This is a genomic window from Streptomyces sp. NPDC001507 (genome assembly GCF_042894765.1).
Taxonomy (GTDB): Bacteria; Actinomycetota; Actinomycetes; order Streptomycetales; family Streptomycetaceae; genus Streptomyces.
Genome location: NZ_JBIAVV010000007.1, coordinates 219,476 through 242,719 on the forward strand (window position 1 = coordinate 219,476; position 23,244 = coordinate 242,719).

At 70.6% G+C, this 23,244-nt stretch carries 18 protein-coding genes and 1 pseudogene; 7 read left to right on the top strand and 12 right to left on the bottom strand.

Annotation, left to right across the window (positions count from 1 at the left end; all coding sequences use genetic code 11):
• Positions 1-206: 206 nt before the first annotated feature.
• Together ACFY0K_RS23580 and ACFY0K_RS23585 are read right to left on the bottom strand one after the other, a co-directional pair.
• Entirely contained in the window at positions 207-1,889 is a 1,683-nt protein-coding gene (locus ACFY0K_RS23580) for an FAD-dependent oxidoreductase (RefSeq protein WP_390641514.1), read from the bottom strand.
• A gap of 100 nt (positions 1,890-1,989) precedes the next feature.
• Positions 1,990-2,592 carry an SDR family NAD(P)-dependent oxidoreductase gene (locus ACFY0K_RS23585; RefSeq protein ID WP_390641515.1) on the bottom strand — a complete coding sequence of 201 codons (603 nt, stop codon included), beginning with the start codon at positions 2,590-2,592 and terminating at the stop codon, positions 1,990-1,992.
• Between the two features lie 787 nt (positions 2,593-3,379).
• Between ACFY0K_RS23585 and ACFY0K_RS23590 the strand changes: the two are divergent.
• Positions 3,380-3,727: pseudogene (locus tag ACFY0K_RS23590) on the top strand (sulfatase-like hydrolase/transferase); the annotation flags it as partial.
• A 72-nt stretch (positions 3,728-3,799) separates the two neighbouring features.
• Here the strand turns inward: ACFY0K_RS23590 and ACFY0K_RS23595 are convergent.
• Positions 3,800-4,573 (bottom strand): IclR family transcriptional regulator, encoded by a 774-nt coding sequence (locus tag ACFY0K_RS23595; RefSeq protein WP_390641517.1) that lies wholly within the window; start codon positions 4,571-4,573, stop codon positions 3,800-3,802.
• A complete protein-coding gene (locus ACFY0K_RS23600; RefSeq protein WP_390641518.1) occupies positions 4,570-4,989 on the bottom strand; it encodes a MarR family winged helix-turn-helix transcriptional regulator in 420 nt (139 codons plus the stop codon). The genes ACFY0K_RS23595 and ACFY0K_RS23600 overlap by 4 nt, the downstream gene beginning before the upstream one ends.
• A 230-nt stretch (positions 4,990-5,219) precedes the next feature.
• Between ACFY0K_RS23600 and ACFY0K_RS23605 the strand changes: the two genes are divergently transcribed.
• Genes ACFY0K_RS23605 through ACFY0K_RS23620 form a run of 4 tightly spaced genes read left to right on the top strand, consistent with a single transcriptional unit; the run spans position 5,220 to position 9,001 of the window.
• Entirely contained in the window at positions 5,220-6,137 is a 918-nt protein-coding gene (locus ACFY0K_RS23605) for an SDR family NAD(P)-dependent oxidoreductase (RefSeq protein WP_390641520.1), read from the top strand.
• Positions 6,137-7,012 (top strand): amidohydrolase family protein, encoded by an 876-nt coding sequence (locus ACFY0K_RS23610; RefSeq protein ID WP_390641521.1) that lies wholly within the window; start codon positions 6,137-6,139, stop codon positions 7,010-7,012. The genes ACFY0K_RS23605 and ACFY0K_RS23610 overlap by 1 nt, the downstream gene beginning before the upstream one ends.
• Positions 7,013-7,022: 10 nt before the next feature.
• A complete protein-coding gene (locus tag ACFY0K_RS23615) occupies positions 7,023-8,549 on the top strand; it encodes a long-chain fatty acid--CoA ligase (RefSeq protein WP_390641522.1) in 1,527 nt (508 codons plus the stop codon).
• Positions 8,546-9,001, top strand: a complete 456-nt coding sequence (locus ACFY0K_RS23620; protein ID WP_390641523.1) for a MaoC family dehydratase — start codon at positions 8,546-8,548, stop codon at positions 8,999-9,001. The genes ACFY0K_RS23615 and ACFY0K_RS23620 overlap by 4 nt, the downstream gene beginning before the upstream one ends.
• 107 nt (positions 9,002-9,108) lie before the next feature.
• Here the strand turns inward: ACFY0K_RS23620 and ACFY0K_RS23625 are convergent, their stop codons facing one another.
• From ACFY0K_RS23625 to ACFY0K_RS23660, 8 genes are all read right to left on the bottom strand, one after another.
• Positions 9,109-10,785 (bottom strand): PHP domain-containing protein, encoded by a 1,677-nt coding sequence (locus ACFY0K_RS23625; protein WP_390641524.1) that lies wholly within the window; start codon positions 10,783-10,785, stop codon positions 9,109-9,111.
• 22 nt (positions 10,786-10,807) lie between these two features.
• On the bottom strand, positions 10,808-12,643 hold the full coding sequence (locus ACFY0K_RS23630) for a LamG-like jellyroll fold domain-containing protein (protein WP_390641525.1): 1,836 nt from the start codon (positions 12,641-12,643) through the stop codon (positions 10,808-10,810).
• A gap of 93 nt (positions 12,644-12,736) precedes the next feature.
• Positions 12,737-15,694: a glycoside hydrolase family 2 TIM barrel-domain containing protein gene (locus ACFY0K_RS23635; protein WP_390641526.1), complete on the bottom strand. Its 2,958-nt coding sequence runs from the start codon at positions 15,692-15,694 to the stop codon at positions 12,737-12,739.
• An 11-nt stretch (positions 15,695-15,705) separates the two neighbouring features.
• Positions 15,706-16,575 carry an alkaline phosphatase family protein gene (locus tag ACFY0K_RS23640; protein ID WP_390641744.1) on the bottom strand — a complete coding sequence of 290 codons (870 nt, stop codon included), beginning with the start codon at positions 16,573-16,575 and terminating at the stop codon, positions 15,706-15,708.
• A gap of 96 nt (positions 16,576-16,671) precedes the next feature.
• The gene (locus ACFY0K_RS23645; protein WP_256216188.1) at positions 16,672-17,457 is read right to left on the bottom strand and encodes a carbohydrate ABC transporter permease; all 786 of its coding nucleotides are present in this window, start codon (positions 17,455-17,457) and stop codon (positions 16,672-16,674) included.
• Between the two features lie 104 nt (positions 17,458-17,561).
• Positions 17,562-18,539, bottom strand: a complete 978-nt coding sequence (locus tag ACFY0K_RS23650; RefSeq protein WP_390641745.1) for a carbohydrate ABC transporter permease — start codon at positions 18,537-18,539, stop codon at positions 17,562-17,564.
• A 34-nt stretch (positions 18,540-18,573) separates the two neighbouring features.
• Complete coding sequence (locus ACFY0K_RS23655; RefSeq protein WP_390641527.1) at positions 18,574-19,851, bottom strand: ABC transporter substrate-binding protein; 1,278 nt, start codon at positions 19,849-19,851, stop codon at positions 18,574-18,576.
• 114 nt (positions 19,852-19,965) lie between these two features.
• Positions 19,966-20,985, bottom strand: coding sequence for a carbohydrate kinase family protein (locus ACFY0K_RS23660; RefSeq protein ID WP_390641528.1), 1,020 nt, complete (start codon positions 20,983-20,985; stop codon positions 19,966-19,968).
• A gap of 128 nt (positions 20,986-21,113) precedes the next feature.
• Here ACFY0K_RS23660 and ACFY0K_RS23665 point away from each other — a divergent pair, with 128 nt between their 5' ends.
• The gene (locus ACFY0K_RS23665; protein ID WP_390641529.1) at positions 21,114-21,878 is read left to right on the top strand and encodes a DeoR/GlpR family DNA-binding transcription regulator; all 765 of its coding nucleotides are present in this window, start codon (positions 21,114-21,116) and stop codon (positions 21,876-21,878) included.
• On the top strand, positions 21,875-23,212 hold the full coding sequence (locus ACFY0K_RS23670) for a 6-phospho-beta-glucosidase (protein WP_390641530.1): 1,338 nt from the start codon (positions 21,875-21,877) through the stop codon (positions 23,210-23,212). Before ACFY0K_RS23665 ends, ACFY0K_RS23670 begins: the two co-directional genes overlap by 4 nt.
• Positions 23,213-23,244 lie beyond the last annotated feature (32 nt).

Consider the following 23,244-nt stretch of genomic DNA (forward strand, 5'->3'; position numbering starts at 1 on the left):
TAGCTGTCCAGAGCCCGCAGGAAAAGGGCGTGCTTGTCTCCGAAGGCCCCGACAGGCTTCCGCGTCCCAAGCCTGTGACGGCGCTCAGATCGTCGACCGAGGTTCGGTCTTAACCGTGGGACCAGAACTGGTAGCGAGCAGCCCGGACAACTTCCTCGTCGTCAAACTGTCGAGGCCGGGCCATGAGAGAACTGTACGCCCCGCCCTCAGAAGGGCACCCCGGGAACCTCTATGACCCGGTGAACGGAAGAAACGGCAGAGGCCCCTTCGCCGACTGCGGCGGCGACACGCTTGATCGACCCATGTCGTACATCGCCGGCAGCAAAGACGCGGGGAATGCTCGTTTCAAAGGGGAGTGGGGAACGTTGCAGTTCCTGCCAGGACGGCCCCAGATTTTCCTCAGCAATGTGCACATCGGTATATATGAATCCGTCCTTGTCGGCCGCGCAGGCTGCATTCAGCCAATCAGTTGCCGGTGTTGCACCTATGAAGCAGAAAAGCCCGCTGCATTCGAGGAGACGCTCGACGCCGGAAGCGGAATTTCGGATCCTGACGGCCTCCAGGGAGTCTTCCCCTTCGAGTGCGGTCACTTCGCTCGACGTATGCACGGTGACGCGCGGATCCGCAAGGATGCGGCGAGCAAGATAGGAGGACATGCGGGTCGTGATGGTGTCGCGTCGCAGGATGATGTCGACTGCAATTGATTTACCGGCCAGGAACAGGGCCGCCTGCCCTGCAGAGTTCGCACCTCCCAGCACGGACACCGATCTGCCCGCGCACGAGCGGACTTCCAGCTCGGTGGCAGCGTAATAGATTCCCGCCCCTTCGAAGTGTTTCCAGCGGGCGATCGGAAGGGATCGGTAGCGGGCGCCGGTAGCGATTATAGCGGCGCGTGCGTGAACATCCGTGCCGTCGGACAGGGAAATCCGAATCCGGTCGGCGAGGGGCTGGAGGCTTACGGCACGCGAAGGTGAGTAGAGGCGAGATCCGAATTTCAGGGCCTGTACGGCGGCGAGGCGGGTCAGCTCGGCGCCACTGATTCCGTTGGGGAATCCCAGGTAGTTCTCGATGCGGGAACTCGCTGCTGCCTGACCTCCAGGGCCCACGGCATCAAGCAGGACAGTTCCGAGCCCTTCTGAAGATCCATAGACCGCGGCACCCAGCCCGGCAGGACCACCCCCGATGACGGCCAGATCTATCTCCTCATCCTTGATTCCTTCATGTGAAAGTCCCAGATTCATCGCCAGGCTTCCGGGCGTAGCGTTGTGCAGTGAGTGCCCCGGAAGGAGGACGGCGGGCAAATCACCTGCGGTGAGCGAGGCGAGCCTCATCAGCAGCGACCCGTCTGGCGTCGCATCGTCCGCCCAGCGATACGGAAGTGCCATGTGCTCAAGGTACGAGCGCAGCGCCAGGCACTCGGCGGAGGAAGCGCTTCCGATGACCTCAATGGTGTGCGAGGCGGACTCCATCAAAATCTCACGCCGAGCCCTGAAAGCGGTGAGCAGGATGTCGGACAGTGCGGTCTCGGTTTCCATCAGCAACCGGAAGCGGTCGGGTGGAATTCGATAGATACGGCCATCCGTGGCAGCACGGGCAGGGAGATACACGAACTGTCCCGTGAGAATACTGAGCTCACCGACAAATTCTCCGGGTCCGAAGGTGACAATCACCTCCTGGGGATAACCAGGCCCTGCCTCCCTGAGGATTTCAAGCTGACCTTCTTCGATTACCACCAGGTCGTATCTGTCATCTCCCAGACGGAATACAAACTGCCCTGCGGAGATGTTCTGCGGAACGCCGAACTCGAAAAGCCGGGCCAGCTGGTCGCCCGCAAGGTGAGGATAGGCTCTGTCGCCCCAGATTCGTCGGCCTGGTTGTCGCGAGGGCATGATCCGCTCCCCTGGGTCGAGGCATCGCACCAGCGGCCGGCCCCACACTGTGCTGACGCGCCGGTCGTCCCATGGGGGGTCGCCGGCCTGACGGTCGCTGTCAGACCTGGACAAGGCCCCCGTCCACGAAGAGCTCGGCTCCCGTGGTGAAGGAGCTCTGGTCGGAGCCGAGAAAGACGGCCGTGGCGGCGACTTCGTCGGGGCGTCCTATCCTGCCAAGGAGAATCTCGTCGGCGAGACGGTCCGCCAGTTGCTGTTCGCCCTTTGCCGGGCTGCCCAGACCGCGGATGGTGGACGAGAGCACGATGACCGAGGCGCCGTCCGGCAGCAACGGGAGTGCCTTCTGGACCGTGAAGATCGTCCCCTTGGCGTTGATGTCGAAGGTCGAGCGGTACTGCTCCTCGGTGATCTCCTCCAGCCGCGCCAACTCGGCACCGCCGGCGTTGGCGACGACGACGTCCAGCCGTCCGCTGCCGCTTTGGATGATCGCGAACAGCTCGTCCAGAGCGTCGAGATCCGAGACATCGCTTTGTACGGCGATGGCCCGTCCCCCGAGGGTCTCCACTACCGCGTCAAGTTCGGGTTTGCGCCGGCCTGTCAGGTACACGGTGGCGCCTTCGGCGACGAACCGGCGGGCTATGGCCAGACCGATCCCGGTCGAGCCGCCGGTCACCAGGCTGATCTTGCCATCAAGCTGTCCCATGATGTCCCCATCTCCCTTGCGGCAACCCGACCAGAGACCGACCGAGGGCCCAGCGCACCGGCGTGCGCTGCATGGTTTAGATTGATTTGTACCTATTAGTAAAAAAGCTCTGCGTGGCGCGCTGCAACCGGAGGGAGACGCGCCGGCGCAGTGCCGAACCCTGGATCAGTCTTAACGGGAGGGCTCTGGCGGCGGCTTCACCGCGCTCGGCACCGGCCGGATCCTCTACCGGGGCGCCCGAACCGGCACCCGTGCGACCGCGTCCCGGGCCCGTCTGTGATCATTCTGACGTCGTGGAGCGAAAACCTCCGGGCCCGGAATTCCCTCTCACGCGTCGAAACAGAGCGTTCACAGCGTGTGCATGGTCCTGGACCGACGGCTGCGACCACCATCGGTCCAGGACCTGTGCCGTCGTCACACCGGGGGACCCGTATGTCCAGTCGCCGCCGCTTCCTCGCCGGTGCCGCCGCGCCCGTCGCGCTCGCCGCGGTCGCCGGGTGCGAGGACGGGGGCGCGGCACAGCCGGCCGCCGAGCAGACCCGGCACACCGTCAAGCCCGCCGTGGCGGCACCGGCCGCGCAGCACCCGTCCGGCCGGCTCGACTTCGTCGTGATCCTCGCCGACGACCTGGGCTACGGCGAACTCGGCTCCTACGGCCGGCAGTTGATGTACACACCGCGCCTGGACCCCTCGCCGCCGAGGGCCTGCGCTTCACCCAGGCCGACGCCCCCGCCCCGGTGTGCGCGCCCTCGCGCTGCTCACCGGCCTGCACGGCGGACACGCGACCGTGCGCACCAACCCCTGGGGCCCCGGCGGGCAAGGCGCCCTCACCGACCAGGACTTCACGTTCGCGGAGGCGCTCCGGGCGCTCGGCTACCGCACCGGACTGATCGGCAAGTGGGGCTTCGGGCCCAACACCCCGGGCGTCACACCGAGTCACCCCAACGCCCGTGGCTTCGAGGAGTTCTACGGCTACCTCACCCACCACCACGCCCACGACTACTTCCCCGATTACCTGTGGCACAACGGCACCCGCGAGGAGATCCCGGCGAACAGGGACGGCGCCCAGCGGGTCTACGCCCCCGACCTGATCACCGAGCGCGCCCTGGGCTTCCTGCGCACCCACCGCGACGAGCCGTTCCTGCTCTGCCTCGCCCCGACCGTGCCGCACGCCCCCAGCAACCTCGCTCGTCGTCCCCGGGTCGCGCTACACGGCCGGGCCCGTCGTCCGGTCCGGATGCCAGCCCAGCGCCCGGGAGATCCCGCGGGCCGCCAGCCGCACCGCCGGGACCAGCACCGGCACCTGGGCATCGGCCTCGGGGACCACCACCGAGACGGCCGCGGCCACCTGTCCCGTCGCCCCGCGCACCGGAGCCGCCACCGACAGCGCGTCGTCGGTGACCTGCCGGCTGCTCACCGCGGCACCCGTACGCCGGACCTCGGCCAGCGAGCGGCGCAATCGGTCCGGATCGGTGACGGTGTACGGCGTGAAGGACGTCAACGGGCCCGCGCAGTAGTCCTGCTGGAAGCCGGGCGTCTCGTGCGCGAGCAGGGCGAGCCCCACCCCGGTCGCGTGCAGCGGCCAGCGGGCGCCCACCCGGATGTGCACGCCCACCGCCGAACGCCCCGACAGCCACTCGATGTAGACGACGTCCGACCCGTCCCGCACCGCCAGCTGCACGTTTTCGTGGGTCGCTTCGTACAGGTCCTCCAGGTAGGGCAGCGCGACCTGCCGCAGCGCGAGGCCACGCGGCGCCAGCGCGGCCAGTTCCCACAGCCGCAGCCCCACGTGGTAGAAGCCGTCCGTGTCCCGTTCCAGCGCACCCCACGCGGTGAGCGCGCCGACCAGGCGGTGCGCGGTGGTGAGGGTGAGCCCGGCCCGGCGGCTGATGTCCGTCAGGCTGAGCGCCGGATGCCCGTGGTCGAAGGCGGCCAGCACCGCGAGCAGCCGGTCGGGCGCGGAGCGGGCGGCCGCGGTCATGGCCGGTCGGCGACGCGCAGCAGCAGGGCGTGGAGCGTCGCCCGCTCGGCGGGGTCCAGCGGACTCAGCAGCTCGTTCGTCACCCGCTGGCCGGCCTCGTCGGTGTCCCGCAGGAACGCCCGGCCGGCCCCGGTGAGCACCACGATCCGGCTGCGCCGGTCGTCGGGGGAGGGGCGCCGCTCGGCGAAGCCCAGCCTCTCCAGGTCGTCGACGAGGCCGACGATCGCGCTCGGGTCGTAGCCGAGCCGGGCGCTCAGCTCCCGCTGGAGCGAGCCCTCCGAACCGGCTAGGAAACGCAGCACCGCGTAGTGGCGCAGCCTGAGCCCCGACTCCTGCAGGAAGGTGTTGAAGACCTGCCCGGAGCGAAGTCCCAGGCGGTACAGCAGGTAGCCCGTGTCCGCGTGCAGCCCCCGCATCCACGGCTCGTCCGCGTCGATCGAGGTCGGGTTCTCGGTGTGCTGACGGGTGATGGCGGTCTCCCTGGTCCGGGCCCCGGCGGCGGGGCGGTCTGTCGCTCAGATTCCAGCATGGGGCACCCATGGGTCGGCAACAACTATTGACGACAACAATTATTGCTCTTAGCTTCGATCTCGAAAGCCGCAGGTGGCCCCCGGGGCCACCGTCGTCGTCTGCGAAGGGACCGACCGTGCCCACCATCGATCTCACCGGCAAGGCCGCCGTCGTCACCGGCAGCGGCCGGGGCCTCGGCCTCGCCTATGCCCACGCCCTCGCCGCCCACGGCGCCTCGGTGGTCGTCAACGACGTGGACGAGACCGTCGCCGAGCAGGCCGTGAAGTCCATCGCGGAGGCCGGCGGCACCGCCGTCGCCGAGGTGGTCCCGGTCGGCACCGCCGAGGCCGCGGACCGTCTCGTGAGCCGGGCGGTCCACGAGTTCGGCCGCCTCGACGTCCTGGTCACCAACGCGGGCATCCTGCGCGACAAGGTGCTGTGGAAGATGACCGACGACGACTTCGACGCGGTCCTCACCACCCACCTCAAGGGCACCTTCACCTGCGCCCGCGCCGCCGCCGTCCGGATGCGCGAGCAGGGCGACGGCGGCACCCTCATCCTGGTCGGCTCCCCGGCCGGGCAGCGCGGCAACTTCGGCCAGACCAACTACTCCGCCGCCAAGGCCGGCATCGCCGCCATGGCCCGCACCTGGTCGATGGAGCTGGGCCGGGCCGGCATCACCGTCAACGCGATCGTCCCGGTGGCCGCCACCGCGATGACCGAGACCATCCCCGCCTTCGCGCCGTACATCGAGGCCATGCGCAACGGCGAGCCGCTCCCGGGCTTCCTGCGCAAGGGCGAGGGCTTCGGCACCCCCGAGGACTGCGCGGCCCTCGTCCCCTTCCTGGCCTCCGAGGCCGCCCGCTCGATCACCGGCCAGGCCATCGGCATCGGCGGCGACAAGGTGGCACTCTGGTCGCATCCGCAGGAGATCAGGGCGGCCTACGCCGACGGCGGCTGGACCCCGGAAACCCTGGCCGACGCCTTCCCCACCTCGGTCGGCGCCGAACTCCAGACGGTCGGCATCCCGGCGCCCAAGCTCCCGGAGGCGTGATGGACCTGGAATCCCTCACCGCGATCGACGTCCACACGCACGCCGAGGTCTCCTCCCGGGGGCACTCCTCCCTCGACGACGACCTGCACGACGCGTCCGCCGCCTACTTCAGGACCGAGGGGAAGCGGAAGCCGACGATCGAGGAGACCGCGGCCTACTACCGGGAACGGAACATGGCCGCCGTGATCTTCACGGTGGACGCCGAGTCCGCCACCGGCACCGCGCCGGTACCGAACGAGGAGGTGGCGGAAGGTGCCGCGGCCAACGCCGACGTGCTGATCCCGTTCGCCTCCGTCGACCCCTTCCGGGGGAAGGCCGGCATCAGGCAGGCCCGCCGCCTAGTCGAGGAGTACGGGGTCAGGGGCTTCAAGTTCCACCCCAGCATCCAGGGTTTCTTCCCGAACGACCGCGCGGTGGCCTACGGGCTCTACGAGGTGATCGAGGAGACCGGCACCATCGCCCTCTTCCACACGGGCCAGACCGGCATCGGCGCCGGCGTCCCGGGCGGCGGCGGGATCCGGCTGAAGTACAGCAACCCGCTGCACGTGGACGACGTGGCGGCCGACTTCCCGCACCTGAAGATCATCCTGGCGCACCCGTCCTTCCCCTGGCAGGACGAGGCCCTCGCCGTCGCCACCCACAAGCCGGGCGTGCACATCGACCTGTCCGGCTGGTCGCCCAAGTACTTCCCGCCGCAGCTCGTCCACTACGCCAACACGCTGCTCAGGGACAAGGTGCTGTTCGGCTCCGACTTCCCCGTCCTCACCCCCGACCGGTGGCTCGCCGACTTCGAGAAGCTGCCGATCAAGGACGAGGTCCGGCCGAAGATCCTCAAGGAGAACGCCGCCCGCCTGCTCGGGCTGACCACGTCGTAAGGGGCCGTAGATGCGCAACGAGGGACTGGGGTCATGGCCCGCACGCCGGGCCCGCAAGACCCCGCACCGCACGGCACTGGTGTTCGGCGGGCAGCCGACCGACTACCGCACCCTGCACGAACGCACCACCCGGCTGGCCCACGCCCTGCGCGCCCGGGGCGTCCGCCGCGGCGACCGCATCGCGTACCTCGGCCCCAACCACCCCGCATACCTGGAGACCCTGTTCGCGGCCGGCGTGCTCGGCGCGGTCTTCGTCCCCCTCAACACCCGCCTGGTCGGCCCCGAGATCGCCTACCAGCTCGGCGACTCCGGCGCCAAGGCTCTCCTCTACGGCCCCACGCACGCCGGCCTCGTCGCGGGCCTGCCCGGCACCACCGACGTCCGGACGTACGTCGAAGTCGGCCCGGAGTACGAGGAACTGCTGGCGGCCGCGGCCGACGACCCGATCGACGAACCGGTCGCCCCCGACGATACCTGCATCATCATGTACACCTCGGGGACGACCGGCCGTCCCAAGGGTGCGATGCTCACGCACGCCAACCTGACCTGGAACGCGTTCAACGTCCTCGTCGACACCGACCTGATCGCCGACGAACGCGCCCTGGTCTCGGCCCCGTTGTTCCACACCGGGGGCCTCAACATGCTGGCCCTGCCGGTCCTCCTCAAGGGCGGCACCTGCGTCCTGGTGGAGTCCTTCGACCCGGACGCCACCTTCGACCTGATCGAACAGCACCGGATCACCTTCATGTTCGGGGTCCCGACCATGTTCGACCAGGTGGCCCGCCATCCCCGCTGGCCGGACGCCGACCTCTCCTCGCTCCGCATCCTCACCTGCGGCGGTTCCCCGGTCCCGACCCCGATGATCGCCGTCTACCAGGAACGGGGGCTGACCTTCCTGCAGGGCTACGGCATGACCGAGGCCGCACCCGGCGTCCTCTTCCTCGACGCCGAGCACGCGATCAGCAAGGCGGGCTCGGCCGGAGTGCCGCACTTCTTCAGCGACGTACGGGTCGTACGGCCCGACCTGACCCCGGTCGACGTCGGCGAGCCCGGCGAGATCATGGTCCGCGGACCCCACGTCATGCCCGGCTACTGGGGCCTGCCGGAGGAGACCGCGGGCTCCTTCGCCGACGGCTGGTTCCGCAGCGGGGACGCGGCCACGGTCGACGAGGACGGCTACGTCTTCGTCGTCGACCGCCTCAAGGACATGATCATCTCCGGGGGCGAGAACGTCTACCCGGCCGAGATCGAGGACCTGCTCCTCGGCCATCCCGGCATCGCCGAGTGCGCGGTGATCGGCGTACCGGACGACAAGTGGGGCGAGGTGCCGCGCGCGGTGGTCGTGCCCCGCGAGGGCACCGTCCTCGACCCCGACGAGGTGCTCGCCTCGCTGGCCGGGCGGCTCGCCAAGTACAAGCTCCCCAAATCGGTGGTGCTCGCCGACGAACTCCCGCGCACCGCCTCCGGAAAGCTCCTCAAGGCCCGCGTGCGCAAGCGCTACGGCTCTCCCGACTCCCAGCCAAGGAACGCCACATGACCGTCACCGTCAACGGCCTCGCCGAACTGAAGAAGCTCGCGGGCAGCGACCTGGGCAGCAGCGACTGGATCGAGGTCACCCAGGACCGCATCGACACCTTCGCCGACGCCACCGGCGACCACCAGTGGATCCACGTCGACCCGGAGCGGGCGGCCGCGGGCCCCTTCGGCGCCACGATCGCCCACGGCTACCTCACCCTGTCGCTGTTCATCCCCCTGTTCACCGAGCTGCTGGACGTCCGGGGCGTCACCACGAAGGTCAACTACGGCCTGAACAAGGTGCGTTTCCCCGCGCCGGTGAAGGTGGGCTCGCGGATCCGGCTGGCCGCGAGGCTGACGGAGGTCGAGGACGTGCCGGGCGGTGTGCAGATCGCCGTCGACGGGACGATCGAGATCGAGGGCGGAGCCAAGCCCGCCGCGGTGCTGCAGAGTCTGTCGCGGTTCTACGCGTAGGGCTTCGCCCGGGAACCGATTTCCCGGGCTGCTGCGGTGGGGAACTGCGGGCCGGTGGGGGCTGGTCGCGCAGTTCCCCGCGCCCCTGACGGGGCGCTCCTCTCAGCTCAGTTCATCACGTCCACGAAGATCGGGTTCGAGTAGAACCACGTGTCCGCCCACGGGTCGCCGTCGCCCGGCTCGTGCGGGACCGGGCCGTGCGGGTCGATCGCCGCGCCCAGGTAGCCCGTGCCGTTGCGCTTGCCGTCGCTGCCGCGCAGCCGGACGTAGAACGACTCGTCGCCGGCGGTGACCGGGATCCGCAGCGTGTAGGTGCCCTTGCGGCCGGACACGTCCTTCGACTGCACGACCTTGGTGTCCGGCGCCTGCCAGGTGTCGCGGTCGGCGACCGGGCCGCGCACGGCGCCCCGGATGACGTCGACGTGCGCCAACTGGGGCAGGATACCCTGGGCGTTGACCCGGGACGCGGTCGTCACCGTCACGTTCAGGGTGATCCGCTCGCCCTTGCGGACGCGCAGCCGGCCACCCAGCGTGACGCCGGTGCCGTGGTCGCAGTCCCGCTTCAGCCGGACGTCGAGGCCGTCCAGCAGGTGCCCGTGGTCCAGCCAGACCCGGCCCGCGCGCAGGCCCGCCATCACCGCGCGGTAGCCGTACCGGGTGACGCCGACGTGGGTCCGGCTGAACTCGCCGGGCCAGAAGTCGCTTCCGGGCTGCGGGGTGTCGGTGTTCACCGGGTCGGGCAGCTTGCCGGTGTTGTCGAAGTTCTGCCCCGCCGGCCAGTCGCCGTTCTTCCAGGTGTCGAAGACCGTGCGGTGGTTGTCGGAGTTGGTGGTGATGGTGAACAGGCGGCCCTCGGACAGCATCGCGTCCCAGAGGCCGCCGACCGTCGCCGTCGCCCAGTCGAAACCGCCGTAGGTGAGGTAGGCGTCCGCCGGGTAGCCCGCCCAGGACTGGGCGGAGGGCTTGTTCTCGTACTCACCGCGGATCGAAGTGGCCCCGCGCCAGCCGGGGATCGCGGCACCCTGGGCGCCGGGCGCGCCCTCCATGCCGATCATGATCTCGGGAGCCGCGTCCCGCCAGTTGCGCATCTCGTGCGGGGAGTCGATGCCGAGCCGCAGCGGGTGGTTGGCGAGGACCAGGACGTCGTCGACGTACCCGGTGCGGCGCTGGTCGGCCAGCCACTGGATGGCCTTGACGGCGTGCGCCTCGTTGCGGGCGGTGTCGGCCGCACCCGCCGACCCCTCGGTGTAGCCGAGCAGCTTGCCGTCGTAGGCCAGTTCGAACTGGGTGAGCAGGTCGGTCTCGTGCGGTCCTGGCGCGGCGAACACCGTGCAGTGCTCGGCGGCCGGGATGTACCACTCCAGGCCCTGGAAGATCAGCTGGCGCGGGTTCTCGGCACGGGCCTTGAGGATCTCGGCGTGCTCCATTTTCGCGCCGTAGTAGGCGTGCCCGAAGTTGGAGTGCTCGTTGAACACCATCCAGTCCAGGCCGTACTTGGCGGCGGCCTGGGCCTGCTGGGAGAACGTGTACTTGGCGTCGTGGCTGTACACGGAGTGCACGTGGTGGTCGCCCACCAGGTAGGCGAGGCGCGGGTCCTCGCCACCGAGTCCGCGGCCGGACGCGGCGGACGCGGCGAGTGCGGGGGTCGCCGCCGATCCCAGCGCGAACGCGGCGCCGAACAGGCCTGCGCGGCGCAGGAGTCCGCGTCTCGACATCCCCTGGACGTCGAGGTCGGCGGGAGGGACGGAGGGATCGGCCCAGGCGGGTAGCTGCTGCTCGGTCATGATGGTGATCCTCGTAACGGGGTCAGTGGGTCATGAAGGAGGAGACGGGCAGGGCCCGGGAGACGATCCTGACGTCGCCGAGGCGGCCGTGCAGGATCTGGTCGATCCTGTCGGCGTACTCGTAGCCGCCGAGCAGCCAGGGCCTTCCGGACGAGGCGATGCCGACCGCGGCGGCGTGCGGGTTGCGGGCCACCGGGCAGCCCTGCACGTACATCGTGGTGTGCTTGCCGTCGTTGACGACGGCGAGGTGCCACCAGGTCTCGCGGGCCGTCTCGTCGCCCCAGTTGGTGGCCAGCTGCTGCTGGTTGAGCGGGTGCGCGGCCCATTGCGTGCCCGGCCCGTCGGAGATGGACAGGGTCGCGAGGGGCTCGTCCGGATCGTCGGTGACCGTGCCGACGGAGCCGTTGCGGCCGGTGCGGCTGACCAGACCGGACCAGGCGTTGTGCGAGGCGTCCCAGTCCGCGGGCAGCCAGTAGAACGCCTCGATGGTGTAACCGTCTTTGAAAGTCGCCGAGTTGAGCGGGGCGCCGTCGACGGTCCGCAGGTACGCGCCCTTCAGCGGCGACTTGTAGCCGGTGAACTCCAGGCTGCCATGGCCCGGCTGGTCCGGGTGGTGGTCCGCCGACCAGCCGAGGGTGCCGCCGCCCACCGAGACCACGGTGAGGTCGTTGCCGTTGCCGGACAGGTCGCGGACCGTGCCGGAGACCGCCGAGTCGAACCGCCAGTAGGCGGCCGTGCCCCGCACCAGCAGCTGCGACGCGGGCCGCGCCGGGCGGACCGGCACCGGGTCGAAGCCCTCGAAGCGGGCCGCGAAGTCGATGCCGACGGAGAAGCGGTCCCCGTCGCCGCTCAGCTCCATCTCCTGCCGCTCCAGCTCGTTGAGGCCCTTCTCGGCCCGGCCGAGGATCCACGGCGAGACCGTCTCCACGTCGATGACGTCGCGGTCCAGGTCGAAGTGGTAGAGGCGGATCATCGCCGCGCCGCCGAAGTACCGGTTCTGGTAGTTCGTCAGGTGCAGATGCACGTCGTTGCCGGCCGCGTTCTTGCGGGTCGCGCGGCGGGCCGGCCAGTAGTGGCCGTTGAGGGTGAGGAAGATCTGGTCGTGCTCGTCGATCAGCTGGTCCCACAGCTGCTGCCCGTACGACGACAGCTCGTCGTCGTCCACGACCAGTTCGTGGGTGGTGAGGACGACCGGCGCCTTCGGGTGCGCGGCGATGACGTCCTTCGCCCAGGCGTACCCCTTGGCCGACAGCCGCCAGTCCAGGGCCAGGACGAGCCACTCGCGTCCGGCCGCCCGGAACACGTGGTAGGTGTTGTAGCCGTCCGCGGAGGCCCCGCCGAAGGTCGGCTTGTCCTTGAAGCGCTGCGGGCCGAAGGCGTCCAGGTACGGCGTGGCGCCGCGCTGGTCGTCCGTGGACGACCTGATGTCGTGGTTGCCGGCCAGCACGCTGTAGCCGACCCCGCGCCGGTCGAGGATCTCGAACGCCTTGCCGATCGCGGCGAACTCCTCAGCCGCCCCGTTCTGGGTGAGGTCGCCGAGGTGGGACAGGAAGACGATGTTGTCGTCGGACTCGCCGCCGTGCTCGAGGAGGTAGCGCAGCGAGGCCTCGATGGGCGCCGGGTTGATGCTCGGCCCGTCGAAGAGGTACTGGGTGTCGGGCATCACCGCGAGGGTGAAGCGCCGGCTCTCCGGGTCGGGCCGCCGGCCGGAACCGGCGGACGACGCCTCGGCGACGGCCGGCAGTGCGACCCCGGCGGTGGCGGCGGCGCCGAGCAGCGCGGTGGCCCGCAGGAAGTTGCGGCGGCCGGCTCCGGCCTGCGCGGCCTCGCCCTGAGGGTGGTCATGCGAAGTACACACGTGTGCTCCGTGGGTAAGCGGAAGTGACGGCGAAGGGCGTGGGGGGATCTCGGCAGACAGGTCTCGGCAGTACGGATCTCAGCGGTACGGATCTCAGAGGACGCGCAGGGTCCAGCTCCAGCGGTGCAGGCCCGGTGCGACGAGGTACGAGGGGAAGGTGTCGGGGCCGCACGACGCCGTACCGAGGCCCCGGTGCGCGGCGTCGATGTGGACCACGCAGCCGGCCCGCGGCACGAGTTCGTCGTGGTGCGCGACGGCGGTGAGGTCCTCGGCGCGGTAGCGGCCGACGGATACCTGGCGGGGCCCGTCCAGCTCGACCGCGAGTCCGGTGGCGTCCGGCGCCGACAGCGTGAACCGCCGTACGCCGTGCCGGCCGCCGCTCTCCTGGGGCCGCAGATACGGGGTGAACAACTCGTCCACCGGGAGGGAGTGGTGGCCGACCGGGGCTCCGGCGGCGCGGTCGGGGTACGACTCCCAGGGACCCTGGCCGAACCACTCCAGCAGGTCGAGCCCGGCCGCCGTCTCGAAGACCGAGCCGACCCGGGCCACGTCCGCGAACGCCTCGGGCAGCTCGGCCGACTCGTCGATCCGGACCCCGCCCTCGACCGGCGTGAACTCCTGCCGGTGCCGTACGACACCGACCGCGCCGGCGTACTCCGCGAGCACGGTCACCCGGGGGCCGTCACGGCGTACCGAGACCACCTTGCGCACCAGCCGGTCCAGGCCCCAGGCGCGCCAGCGCGGCGCCATGCCGCCCAGCTCGTCGTTGTCGGTGGGCGCCCGCCACAGCGACAGCGCCGGTGCGGTGGTCAGCAGCGGGTGCACCAGCAGCCCTTCGCCGTCCACCTCGACGGCCGGGCCCGACGGCACCGGCGGCCCGAGCGGGTCCGCCGCCCGGAGCCGGATCTGCGGCGCGCAGACCTCCGTACCGGCCGGTGCCCACGCCTGGTCCTCGGCGACCGTCACCCGCAGCGTCAGCCACGCCTCCCCGCCGTCCGCCGGCACCTCGAACGGCAGCGGTACTGCTGCCGTCTCGCCGGGGCACAGCTCCGGCAGCTCGGCCGGGCCGGTCAGGGTCCGGCCGTCGGCCAGTGCCAGTTCCCAGGTGCCGGTCAGCCAGTCGAAGCCACGGAAGTGCTGGTGGTTGGCGAGCACGATGCCCTCGTGCCGGAAACACCGGATGCGGACCGGGGCCGCGATCTCCCGGTGCTCGTACATGGCGGGCTTGGGGGTGCGGTCGGGGAAGACAATGCCGTCCGCGACGAACGCCCCGTCGTGCAGGGCCTCGCCGAAGTCGCCGCCGTACGCCCAGCGGTGGCCGGGCGCGGCGACACCGTTGTCGTACAGTCCGGCGCCCGCGCGCCCGACCGGTCTTCCGTCGCTCACCCGCTGGAGAATTCCGTGGTCCCAGAACTCCCAGATGAACCCGCCCTGAAGCCCCGGAGTGGACTCGATGGCGGCCCAGTGGTCGGCCAGCGTGCCGTTGCTGTTGCCCATGGCGTGCGAGTACTCGCACTGGATCAGGGGCTTGGTCTGCTCCCCGGACAGGGCGTGGGCGACGCAGTCCTCCAGCGGCGCGTACATCGGGCAGGCGATGTCGGAGGCCACGTCCGGGTCGGCCCAGCCGCGTTTGGCGGCCCCCTCGTACTGGATCGGCCGGGTCGGGTCGTGCCGGCGCACCCAGCCGGCCGCGGCGTCGTGGTTGGCGCCGTAGTCGGACTCGTTGCCCAGCGACCAGATGATGATCGACGGGTGGTTCTTGTCGCGGAGCACCATCCGGGAGACCCGGTCCACGAAGGCGTTCAGGTAGCGCGGGTCGTCGGCGATCTCGTGGGCGTGGTCGTGGGCCTCGACGTCCGCCTCGTCGACGACGTAGAAGCCGAGTTCGTCGGCCAGGTCGTACAGGGCCGGATCGTTCGGGTAGTGCGAGGTGCGGATCGCGTTGAACCCGAACCGCTTCAGCACCACCAGGTCGGCGCGCATGTCCTCGTACGACACCGTCCGCCCGGTGAGCGCGTGGAAGTCGTGCCGGTTGACGCCCCGGACGAAGACCCGCTCGCCGTTGACGAGGAGGTCCCGGCCGACGATCTCGACGTCCCGGAAGCCGACGCGGTGGTACGAGGTGTCGGCGACCGTGCCGTCGGCGCGGTGCAGCCGGACGGTCAGCCCGTACAGCTCGGGCTGCTCCGCGTTCCAGGTGCGCACCTCGGGCACGGTGGCGCGGATGCGGGCCTCGCCGAGGAAGTCGGAGACCCGGTCGTCCTCGGTGTTGAGCCGGTCGAACTCGGCCTCCTGCGCGAGGGGTTCACCGTCCAGGTCCCCGGTGACGTACCAGCCGGCGGGCAGCGCCCGGTCGCCCGCGGCGTTGCGCACCTGGCAGTCCACGCGCAGCTCGCCGTCCCGTCGCGCCCGGACGGTCACGTCCGCGAGCCGGAACGGGTCGGTCGCGTAGAGCAGTACGGGGCGGGTGATCCCGCCGTGCCACCAGTGGTCCTGGTCCTCGACGTGCGTGGCGTCGGACCACTTGACGACGGTGAGCCGGAGGACCGACCGCTCGCCGGGGCGCACGACGCCCGTCAGGTCGAACTCGGCCGCCAGGTGCGAGTCCTTGGAGACGCCCACCGGCCGCCCGTCGACGTGCACGAGGAGCACGCTCTCCGCGGCGCCGACCTGGAGCACGATCCGGCGCCCCGCCCACTCGGCGGGCACCTCCAGCTCACGCTCGTAGACGCCCGTCGGGTTGGCGGCGGGGGAGTTTGGCGGGAACTCGCGGAACGGTATGGCGACGTTCGTGTACTGCGGCAGGTCGCCGGTGTCCTGCACGGTCCAGGCGCCGGGGACGTGTGCCGTGGACCAAAAGCCGCCGACCGGCACGTCCGGAGCTGGCAGCAACTGGAAGGACCAGTCGCCGTCCAGGGGGAGTGCTCCGGTGCGCCGGTCGACGGCGCTCATGGGGAGGCGTCCCCAGGAGGTCACCTCGGGTGCCTCCCAGGGGCGGAGGGCGATCAGGGGATCGGCGGGCCGGGGCCCGGGGACCGACGGATCGTTCATCGGCGGATGGCTCACTTCTCTGGTGGCGTGGGTGGCGTGGCGGGCCCGGGCAGGACGCGTCCTGCCCAGCCCCAGGCGGGGTCGACGGGGATGCCGAGCCGGTCCAGGACGGTGGGCGCGATGTCGATGAGGCGGGGCGAGTCGAGCAGGGTGCCGCCGGGCGTCCCGGGCTCGGCGAGGATCACGAAGACCTCCCGTTCGGCACGCGTGTCGCCGCCGTGGCCGCCGGTGTCGAGGTGCCCGTGGTCGGTGGTGACGAGCACGGTCCACCGCTCGCCGGAGCGCCGGGCGTCGATCGCCGCGAGCAGCCGCCCGAGGTGGGTGTCCTGGGCGAGCAGGGCGTGGTCGTAGGCGGGGGAGAGCGGGCCGGTGGCGTGGCCGGCCTCGTCGGTGGCGCCGAAGTACACGAACACCAGGTGTGGGGCGTGGTCGGTGAGCCAGCGGACCGCGGTGCGGGCGACCAGGCCGTCCGCGGTCGCGTAGCCGTCGCTCTCGCCGTCGAAATGGACCCGGCGGCCGACGGCGGGGCCGAGGGTGCCGCGGTGGACCAGCTCCGGCCAGGACACCGCGGCGGCGGTGCGCAGGCCGGGGCGGGCGGTGGCCGCGCGGCTGAGGAAGTCGGGGTGGCGGGTGTAGTCGGCGCCGGCGAAGTCGTTGCCGGTGACCCCGTGCCGGTCCGGCCACACCCCGGTCAGGACGCTCGACCAGCCGGGGCCGGAGTCGGTGTAGGCCATGCTGGTCGTCGGCCCGTCCGCCGCCTGGCCGTCCGCCTCGCCGTACGGCAGCAGGCTGGTGCCGTGGGCGCCCGCCGCCATGAGGCCGTGCAGGACGGGCGCGCGGGCGCCGGGCCGGGTCAGCCGGTCGTGGCGCAGCCCGTCCATGCCCACCACGAGCACCCTGCCGTGCCGGCCGATGTCGCTCACCGGGTCCCTCCTCTGTCTCGCGCGTGCCGCGCGGGCCGGGGCGGCCCGCGCGGGTCAGGTGCCCTGCACCGCGCCCTCGGTGGCGCCCGCGATGAAACCGCGGGCGAAGACGGCGAAGACCAGCACGAGCGGCAGGGAGGCCATCAGCACCCCGGCCATGACCATGCTGTAGTCGGTGGTGTGGCCGACGTTGAGCTGGGCCAGCTCCACCTGGAGGGTCACGTGGTCGGGGTTGGTGAGCACGATGAGCGGCCACACGTAGTCGTTCCAGGCGCCGACGAAGGCGTAGATGGCGAGGAAGGACAGCGCGGGCCTGATCATCGGCAGCGCGATGTTCCAGTACTGGCGGAAGAACCCGGCGCCGTCGATGCGCGCGGCGTCGAGGAGTTCGTCGGGCACGCCGTTCTCGATGTACTGGCGCAGCCAGAAGATGCCGAAGGCGTTGGCCAGGGCGGGCGGGATCAGCGCCTTGAGCATGCCGACCCAGCCGATGTTCGACATGAGGATGAACTGCGGCAGGATCGCCAGCTGCAGCGGCAGCATCATGAACAGCAGCAGCGTGCCGAAGAGCACCTTGCGGCCGGGGAAGTCGAACTTGGCGAAGGTGAAGGCCGCCAGCGAGTCGATGAACAGCACCAGGACGGTGGTGACGGTCGCGACGACGATGGTGTTGAGCATCGACCCGAAGAAGTCGATGGTGTTGAGCACGTGCCGGATGTTCTCCAGCAGGTGGGAGCCGAAGGTGAACTTCGGCGGGCTCTTGTAGATGTCCTGGGTGGTGTTGGTCGCCATGACGATCGTCCACAGGAACGGGAAGACCGAGATCAGGACGGCCGCCATGAGGACGATGTGCGCGGTCAGGCCCTTGGGGCGGCGCAGCCGCCGCGCGCGCGGGGCCGGCCGCGTCGGGTCGGCGGTCGGGTCGGCGGTCGGGTCGGCTGCGGTCACGGCTTCCTCCCGCGTTGGGTGATGCGCCAGTTGACGGCGACGAGGACGATGATCAGCAGGAAGAAGGCCCACACGATGGCGGCGCCGTAGCCGTAGTCGTTGTTGAGGAAGGCCGACTGGTAGAAGTACAGGAGCGTGGTCAGACCGGCCTGTCCCGGGCCGCCGAGGTTCGCGTTGGCGGCGTTGCTGGCGAACAGGACCTGGGGTTCGCTGAAGCTCTGCAGGCCGTTGATGGTCGAGATGATGACGGTGAACAGGATGATCGGCCGCATGATCGGGATGGTGATCTGGAAGAACGTGCGGATCGGGCCGGCGCCGTCGACCTTCGCCGCCTCGTAGATCGAGGCCGGGATCGCCTGGAGACCGGCCAGGTAGATGATCATGTTGTAGCCGGTCCACATCCAGGTCATCAGCAGTGAGATGACCACCTTGATCAGCCAGGGGTTGCTCAGCCACGGGACCGGCGAGATGCCGACCGTGCCCAGGATCGCGTTGACCAGGCCGAAGTTGTTGCTGAACACCGCGCCGAAGAAGATCGCCACCGCGACGATCGAGGTGACGTTCGGCAGGTAGAGCGCGATCCGGTAGAAGCCCTTGAAACGGCGCACCGAGTGCAGCAGCGTCGCCAGCACCAGGGCGCCCAGCAGGGTGGGCACGGTGGACAGCACCCAGATCACCAGGGTGTTGCGGATCGACAGCCAGAAGACCGGGTCCGACCACAGGAACGTGAACTGCTGCAGGCCCACGAACTGCATGTCGCCGAGGCCGTCCCAGCGCTGGAAGGCCAGGTACAGCGAGTAGAAGACCGGGAAGAAGGAGAACGCGGCGAAGATCAGGTAGAAGGGCGAGATCGCCAGGTACTGCCGCCAGTACGACAGCGGCCCGCGCCGCCTGGGCCGTGCGGTGGTGCCCGCGGGCGTGGCGCGCCGCGGGCGGAACCGGGCCGGGCCCGGCCCGCCGCGGTGCTCGGGCACCGCGGCGGGACCGGTGACCGGAGGTGACGTCACCTCAGTTCACCCCCTGCCGCCGGGCGATCTGCTTGGCCTGGCTGACTGCGTCGTTCCAGGCGTCGTCGGGCTTCTTGCCCTTGGCCTCGATGTTGGTCAGCTCCGTCATGTACGGGGCCATGACGGCGGCGTCGGCCGGCGCCTCGTAGCTGTCCGGTATGGCCTTGGCGGCCGGGCCGAAGACCTCGATGATCTTCTGCCCGCCGAAGAAGGCGTCCGGGCCCGTCATGGCCGGCATGGCGTACGCGGCCGGGGCGGCCGGGAAGATGGCGGCGTCGGTGAAGCCGCGCGCGTCGTTCGTGGGACTGAGGATCCAGCTGATGATCTTGAAGGCTTCCTCGGGGTTCCGGCACTGCCTGGGCAGCGCCAGGTAGGAGCCGCCCTGGTTGGCCGGTCCGACCGGGTTCGCGCAGACCCGCCACTTGCCCTTGGTCTGTGGCGCGGCCTGCTCGATGTCCAGCGCGTGCCAGGCCGCGCCCAGCTCGGTGAGGAGGTTCTTGCCGACGGCGGCGTTCCAGGAGTTGTCGTTGATCTTGGCGTCGATGCCCAGGGTGTAGGGGCGGACGGCCGTGGTCCACGCGCTGCGGATGTGGTCCTGGTCGCCGATGAAGTGGTTGTTCTTGTCGATGAACCGCTGGGTGCCCTGGCCGACCGCGATGTTGAAGACGGAGCTGATGTTGTTGACCAGGAAGGTGCCCGGGTTCTTCGTCTGCAGCTCGGTGCCGAGCGTGAAGTAGTCGTCCCAGGTCTTGACCAGGTCGGCGACCTTGTCGGGGTCGGTGGCCACGCCGGCCTTGGCGAACAGGTCCTCGCGGTAGAAGAGCGCGGTCGGGCCGATGTCGATCGGGAAGCCGATCTGCTTGCCGTCGGAGGTCTGGGCGAGCTTGCTCTTCCAGCCCAGGTACTGCGAGGAGAGCTTCTTGAAGCCCAGGTCGTTGAGGTCGAGGAAGCGGGAGGCGTTGGGCAGGAAGGACGCCATGTCCTCACCCTTGATGCCGGTGATGTCGGGCACGGAGGAGCCGCCCGCGGCGAGGGTTGTGGTGAGCTTCTGCTTGAAGTCGCCGCCGATGGACGAGGCGGTCAGTTCGACCGTGCTGCCGAAGTGGGTCTTCGCCTCCGCGACCACCTTGTCGCTGAGTGCACCGCCCCAGTACCACAGGGTGAGGTTCTTGCCGTTCTTGGTACCGCCCGATCCGGAGCCGCCGCATGCGACGGTCAGGCCGGACGCGGCCGCGGTGAGTGCGGCGGCCTGGAGGAAGCCTCTACGTGAAAGGTCCACGGGTCACTCCTGTTGTTCCTGTTCGTGGTACTGAGGGGCGTTGGTGCTGTGGATCGTGGGGGCTGTGGGGCGTCGGGCTGGGGGGCCGGGCGGTGGAGCGGGTGCGGGTGCGGGTCAGAGGTGCAGGGCGGGCGGGGTGACCGGGGCGTGGTGCACCGGGGGTCCCGCGTCCGCCGGCAGCCGGTCGGCGAGGAAGCCGTAGGTCTTCTTCAGATCGGGGTCGGTCAGCGAGCGCCACCAGCGGTCGACGCCGTACCAGCCGGGGGCCGCGAGCGCGCCGCCGTGGTGCCGTACGGAGAGACCGGCCGCGAGGACGGCGAACCGCAGCCGCTCGGCCAGCGGCCAGCCGCCGAGGGAGGCCGCGACGAAGCTCGCGCCGAACACGTCCCCGGCGCCCGTGGCGTCCAGGACGTCGACGGCGAGGGCCGGGACCTCGGCGTACTCGCCGGTGGTCTGGTCGACGGCGACCGCGCCGTCCCCGCCCCGGGTGACGACCGCCACCGGCACCAGCTCCGCGAGCGTGCCGAGGGCCGCGACCGCGCTGTCGGTGCGGGTGTAGGCCATCGCCTCGGTCTCGTTCGGGAGGAAGGCGTGGCACAGGGCGAGCTGGTCGAGAAGGTCGCGGGACCACACCTGGGTGGGGTCCCAGCCGACGTCGGCGTAGACGCGGGTGCCGTTCGCCGCCGCCTTGGCGATCCACTCGCGCGGCTCGGCCTCGATGTGCACGAGCGCGGTGCGCGCCCCCGGCGGGTCGCCCATCAGGGCGTCCTGTGAGTACGGGGGTTCCTGGCCGTGGGTGACGAGGGCCCGGTCGTGGCCGGCGGCGAGCGAGACGGTGACGGGGGTGGGCCAGCCGTCCGCGGTGCGGGAGAGCGAGAGGTCGATGTCCTCCTGGTCGCACAGCACGTCCCGGCAGTACTCGCCGTAGAAGTCGTCCCCGAAGACCGTGGCCAGCGAGGTGCGCAGGCCGAAGCGGGACGCGGCCACCGCGAGGTTCGCGATGCCGCCGGGGCCGCAGCCCATGCCGGCCGTCCAGATCTCCTCGCCCGGTGTCGGCGGCTTGCCGAGCCCCGTGAGGACCAGGTCGTAGAAGAGCAGCCCGGTCAGCAGCACGTCGGGCCTGTCGTCGTCCACGTGCGCAGCCTCTCGTCAAAACTCGTCATTTTCGATGACGGGAATCGTGCGCCGCTCGGAGAGATTGGTCAATACCCGAGCAGAACTGAGCATGGATTTGATTGAAGATGACGAGTAGTGTTCGCCGCGTGCTGGCAGAACGACGACACCAACTCATCCTGCGGGCCCTGCGCGCCGGTGGCCCCGCCTCTGTGACCGACCTCTCCGAGCAGCTGAGCGTGAGTCCGGCCACCATCCGGCGCGACCTGGTCAAGCTGGAGGAGGACGGGCTGCTCACACGTGTCCACGGCGGCGCCGTCGTCGACGAGGGCGACCAGCCCTTCGCCGAGGTCGCCGAGGTGCGGGTGGCCGAGAAGGACGCGATAGCCGCGCGCGCGGCGGCACTGGTCGAGGACGGCCAGTCGGTGCTGCTCGACATCGGCACCACCGCATTCCGGCTCGCCCGCCAACTGCACGGCCGCCGCCTCACCGTCATCACCAGCAACCTTGTGGTCTACGAGGAGCTCGCCGACGACGAGGGCATCGAGCTGGTGCTGCTCGGCGGCATGCTGCGCCGTGAGTACCGCTCCCTGGTGGGGTTCCTCACCGAGGACAACCTGCGCCAGCTGCACGCCGACTGGCTGTTCCTCGGTACCAGCGGGGTGCGGCCGGGCGGGCAGGTGATGGACACGACGGTCGTGGAGGTGCCGGTCAAGCGCGCCATGATCGCGGCGAGCGACAGGGTCGTGCTGCTCGCCGACGCCGCCAAGTTCCCGGGCACGGGCATGGCGAAGGTCTGCGGTCCCGGGGACCTGGACATGGTGGTGACCAACGCACCGGTGGACCCGGCGACCCGAGCCGCCCTGGAGGAGGCCGGTGTCGAGGTGGTCCTGGCAGGAAAGGCTGAAGCGTGAAACTGACGATTCTGGGCGGCGGCGGGTTCCGCGTGCCGCTCGTGTACGGCGCACTGCTCACGGACCGTGCCGAGGGGCGGGTCACCGAGGTCGTGCTGCACGATCTCGACGCCGGCCGGCTCTCCGCGGTCGCCCGGGTCCTGGCCGAACAGGCGGCCGGTGTCCCGGGCGCCCCCGCCGTGACTGCCACGACCGACCTGGACGAGGCCCTCACCGGCGCCGACTTCGTCTTCTCGGCGATCCGTGTCGGCGGCCTGGAGGGCAGGGCGAACGACGAGCGGGTGGCCCTCGCCGAGGGCGTCCTCGGCCAGGAGACGGTCGGCGCCGGCGGCATCGCCTACGGCCTGCGGACCGTGCCCGTCGCCGTCGACATCGCCCGGCGGGTCGCCGGGCTCGCCCCCGACGCCTGGGTCATCAACTTCACCAACCCCGCGGGCCTGGTCACCGAGGCCATGTCCCGGCACCTCGGCGACCGCGTCATCGGCATCTGCGACTCCCCGGTGGGGCTCGGCCGCCGGATCGCCCGGGTGCTCGGCGGGAACCCGAAGGAGGCCTGGATCGACTACGTCGGCCTCAACCACCTCGGCTGGGTGCGGGGCCTGCACATCGCGGGCCGCGACGAACTCCCGCGCCTGCTCGCCGACCCCGACCTGCTCGGCTCCTTCGAGGAGGGCAAGCTCTTCGGCGTCGACTGGCTGCAGTCCCTCGGCGCCATCCCCAACGAGTACCTGCACTACTACTACTTCAACCGCGAGGCCGTCCGCGCCTACCAGCAGGCCGAGAGGACCCGCGGCGCCTTCCTGCGCGACCAGCAGGCGCACTTCTACGAGGCGGTCGCCGAGCCGGGCGCGAAGGCCCTGGAGACCTGGGACCGCACCCGCGCCGAGCGCGAGGCCACCTACATGTCGGAGAACCGGGAGACGGCCGGCGCCGGCGAACGCGACGCCGACGACCTCTCCGGCGGCTACGAGAAGGTCGCCCTGGCCCTGATGCGGGCCATCGCCCGCGACGAGCGCACCACCCTGATCCTCAACGTCCGCAACCGCTCCACCCTCTCGGTCCTCGACGGCGAGGCCGTCATCGAGGTGCCCTGCCTGGTCGACGCCAACGGCGCCCACCCGGTCGCCGTCGCCCCGCTGCCCGACCACGCCACCGGCCTCGTCTGCGCGGTCAAGGCGGTCGAGCGCGAGGTGCTCGCCGCCGCCGAGTCCGGCTCCCGTACGACGGCCGTGAAGGCGTTCGCGCTGCACCCGCTGGTCGACTCGGTCAACGTCGCCCGCCGGCTGCTGGAGGGGTACACCGAGGTCCACCCGGGCCTCGCGTATCTTAAGTAGTCAGCCGCTCGGTAAGCGCTTTCCATCCTTCT

Excerpts from the sequence above, each read along its gene's own strand:
- ACFY0K_RS23640 (WP_390641744.1), bottom strand. The coding sequence starts at position 16,575 with ATGGACGGGCTGCGCCACGACCGGCTGACCCGGCCCGGCGCCCGCGCG.
- ACFY0K_RS23585 (WP_390641515.1), bottom strand. The coding sequence starts at position 2,592 with ATGGGACAGCTTGATGGCAAGATCAGCCTGGTGACCGGCGGCTCGACC.
- ACFY0K_RS23580 (WP_390641514.1), bottom strand. The coding sequence starts at position 1,889 with ATGCCCTCGCGACAACCAGGCCGACGAATCTGGGGCGACAGAGCCTAT.
- ACFY0K_RS23600 (WP_390641518.1), bottom strand. The coding sequence starts at position 4,989 with ATGCGGGGGCTGCACGCGGACACGGGCTACCTGCTGTACCGCCTGGGA.
- ACFY0K_RS23620 (WP_390641523.1), top strand. The coding sequence starts at position 8,546 with ATGACCGTCACCGTCAACGGCCTCGCCGAACTGAAGAAGCTCGCGGGC.
- ACFY0K_RS23610 (WP_390641521.1), top strand. The coding sequence starts at position 6,137 with ATGGACCTGGAATCCCTCACCGCGATCGACGTCCACACGCACGCCGAG.
- ACFY0K_RS23595 (WP_390641517.1), bottom strand. The coding sequence starts at position 4,573 with ATGACCGCGGCCGCCCGCTCCGCGCCCGACCGGCTGCTCGCGGTGCTG.
- ACFY0K_RS23625 (WP_390641524.1), bottom strand. The coding sequence starts at position 10,785 with ATGACCGAGCAGCAGCTACCCGCCTGGGCCGATCCCTCCGTCCCTCCC.
- ACFY0K_RS23635 (WP_390641526.1), bottom strand. The coding sequence starts at position 15,694 with ATGAACGATCCGTCGGTCCCCGGGCCCCGGCCCGCCGATCCCCTGATC.
- ACFY0K_RS23615 (WP_390641522.1), top strand. The coding sequence starts at position 7,023 with ATGCGCAACGAGGGACTGGGGTCATGGCCCGCACGCCGGGCCCGCAAG.
- ACFY0K_RS23645 (WP_256216188.1), bottom strand. The coding sequence starts at position 17,457 with ATGGCGGCCGTCCTGATCTCGGTCTTCCCGTTCCTGTGGACGATCGTC.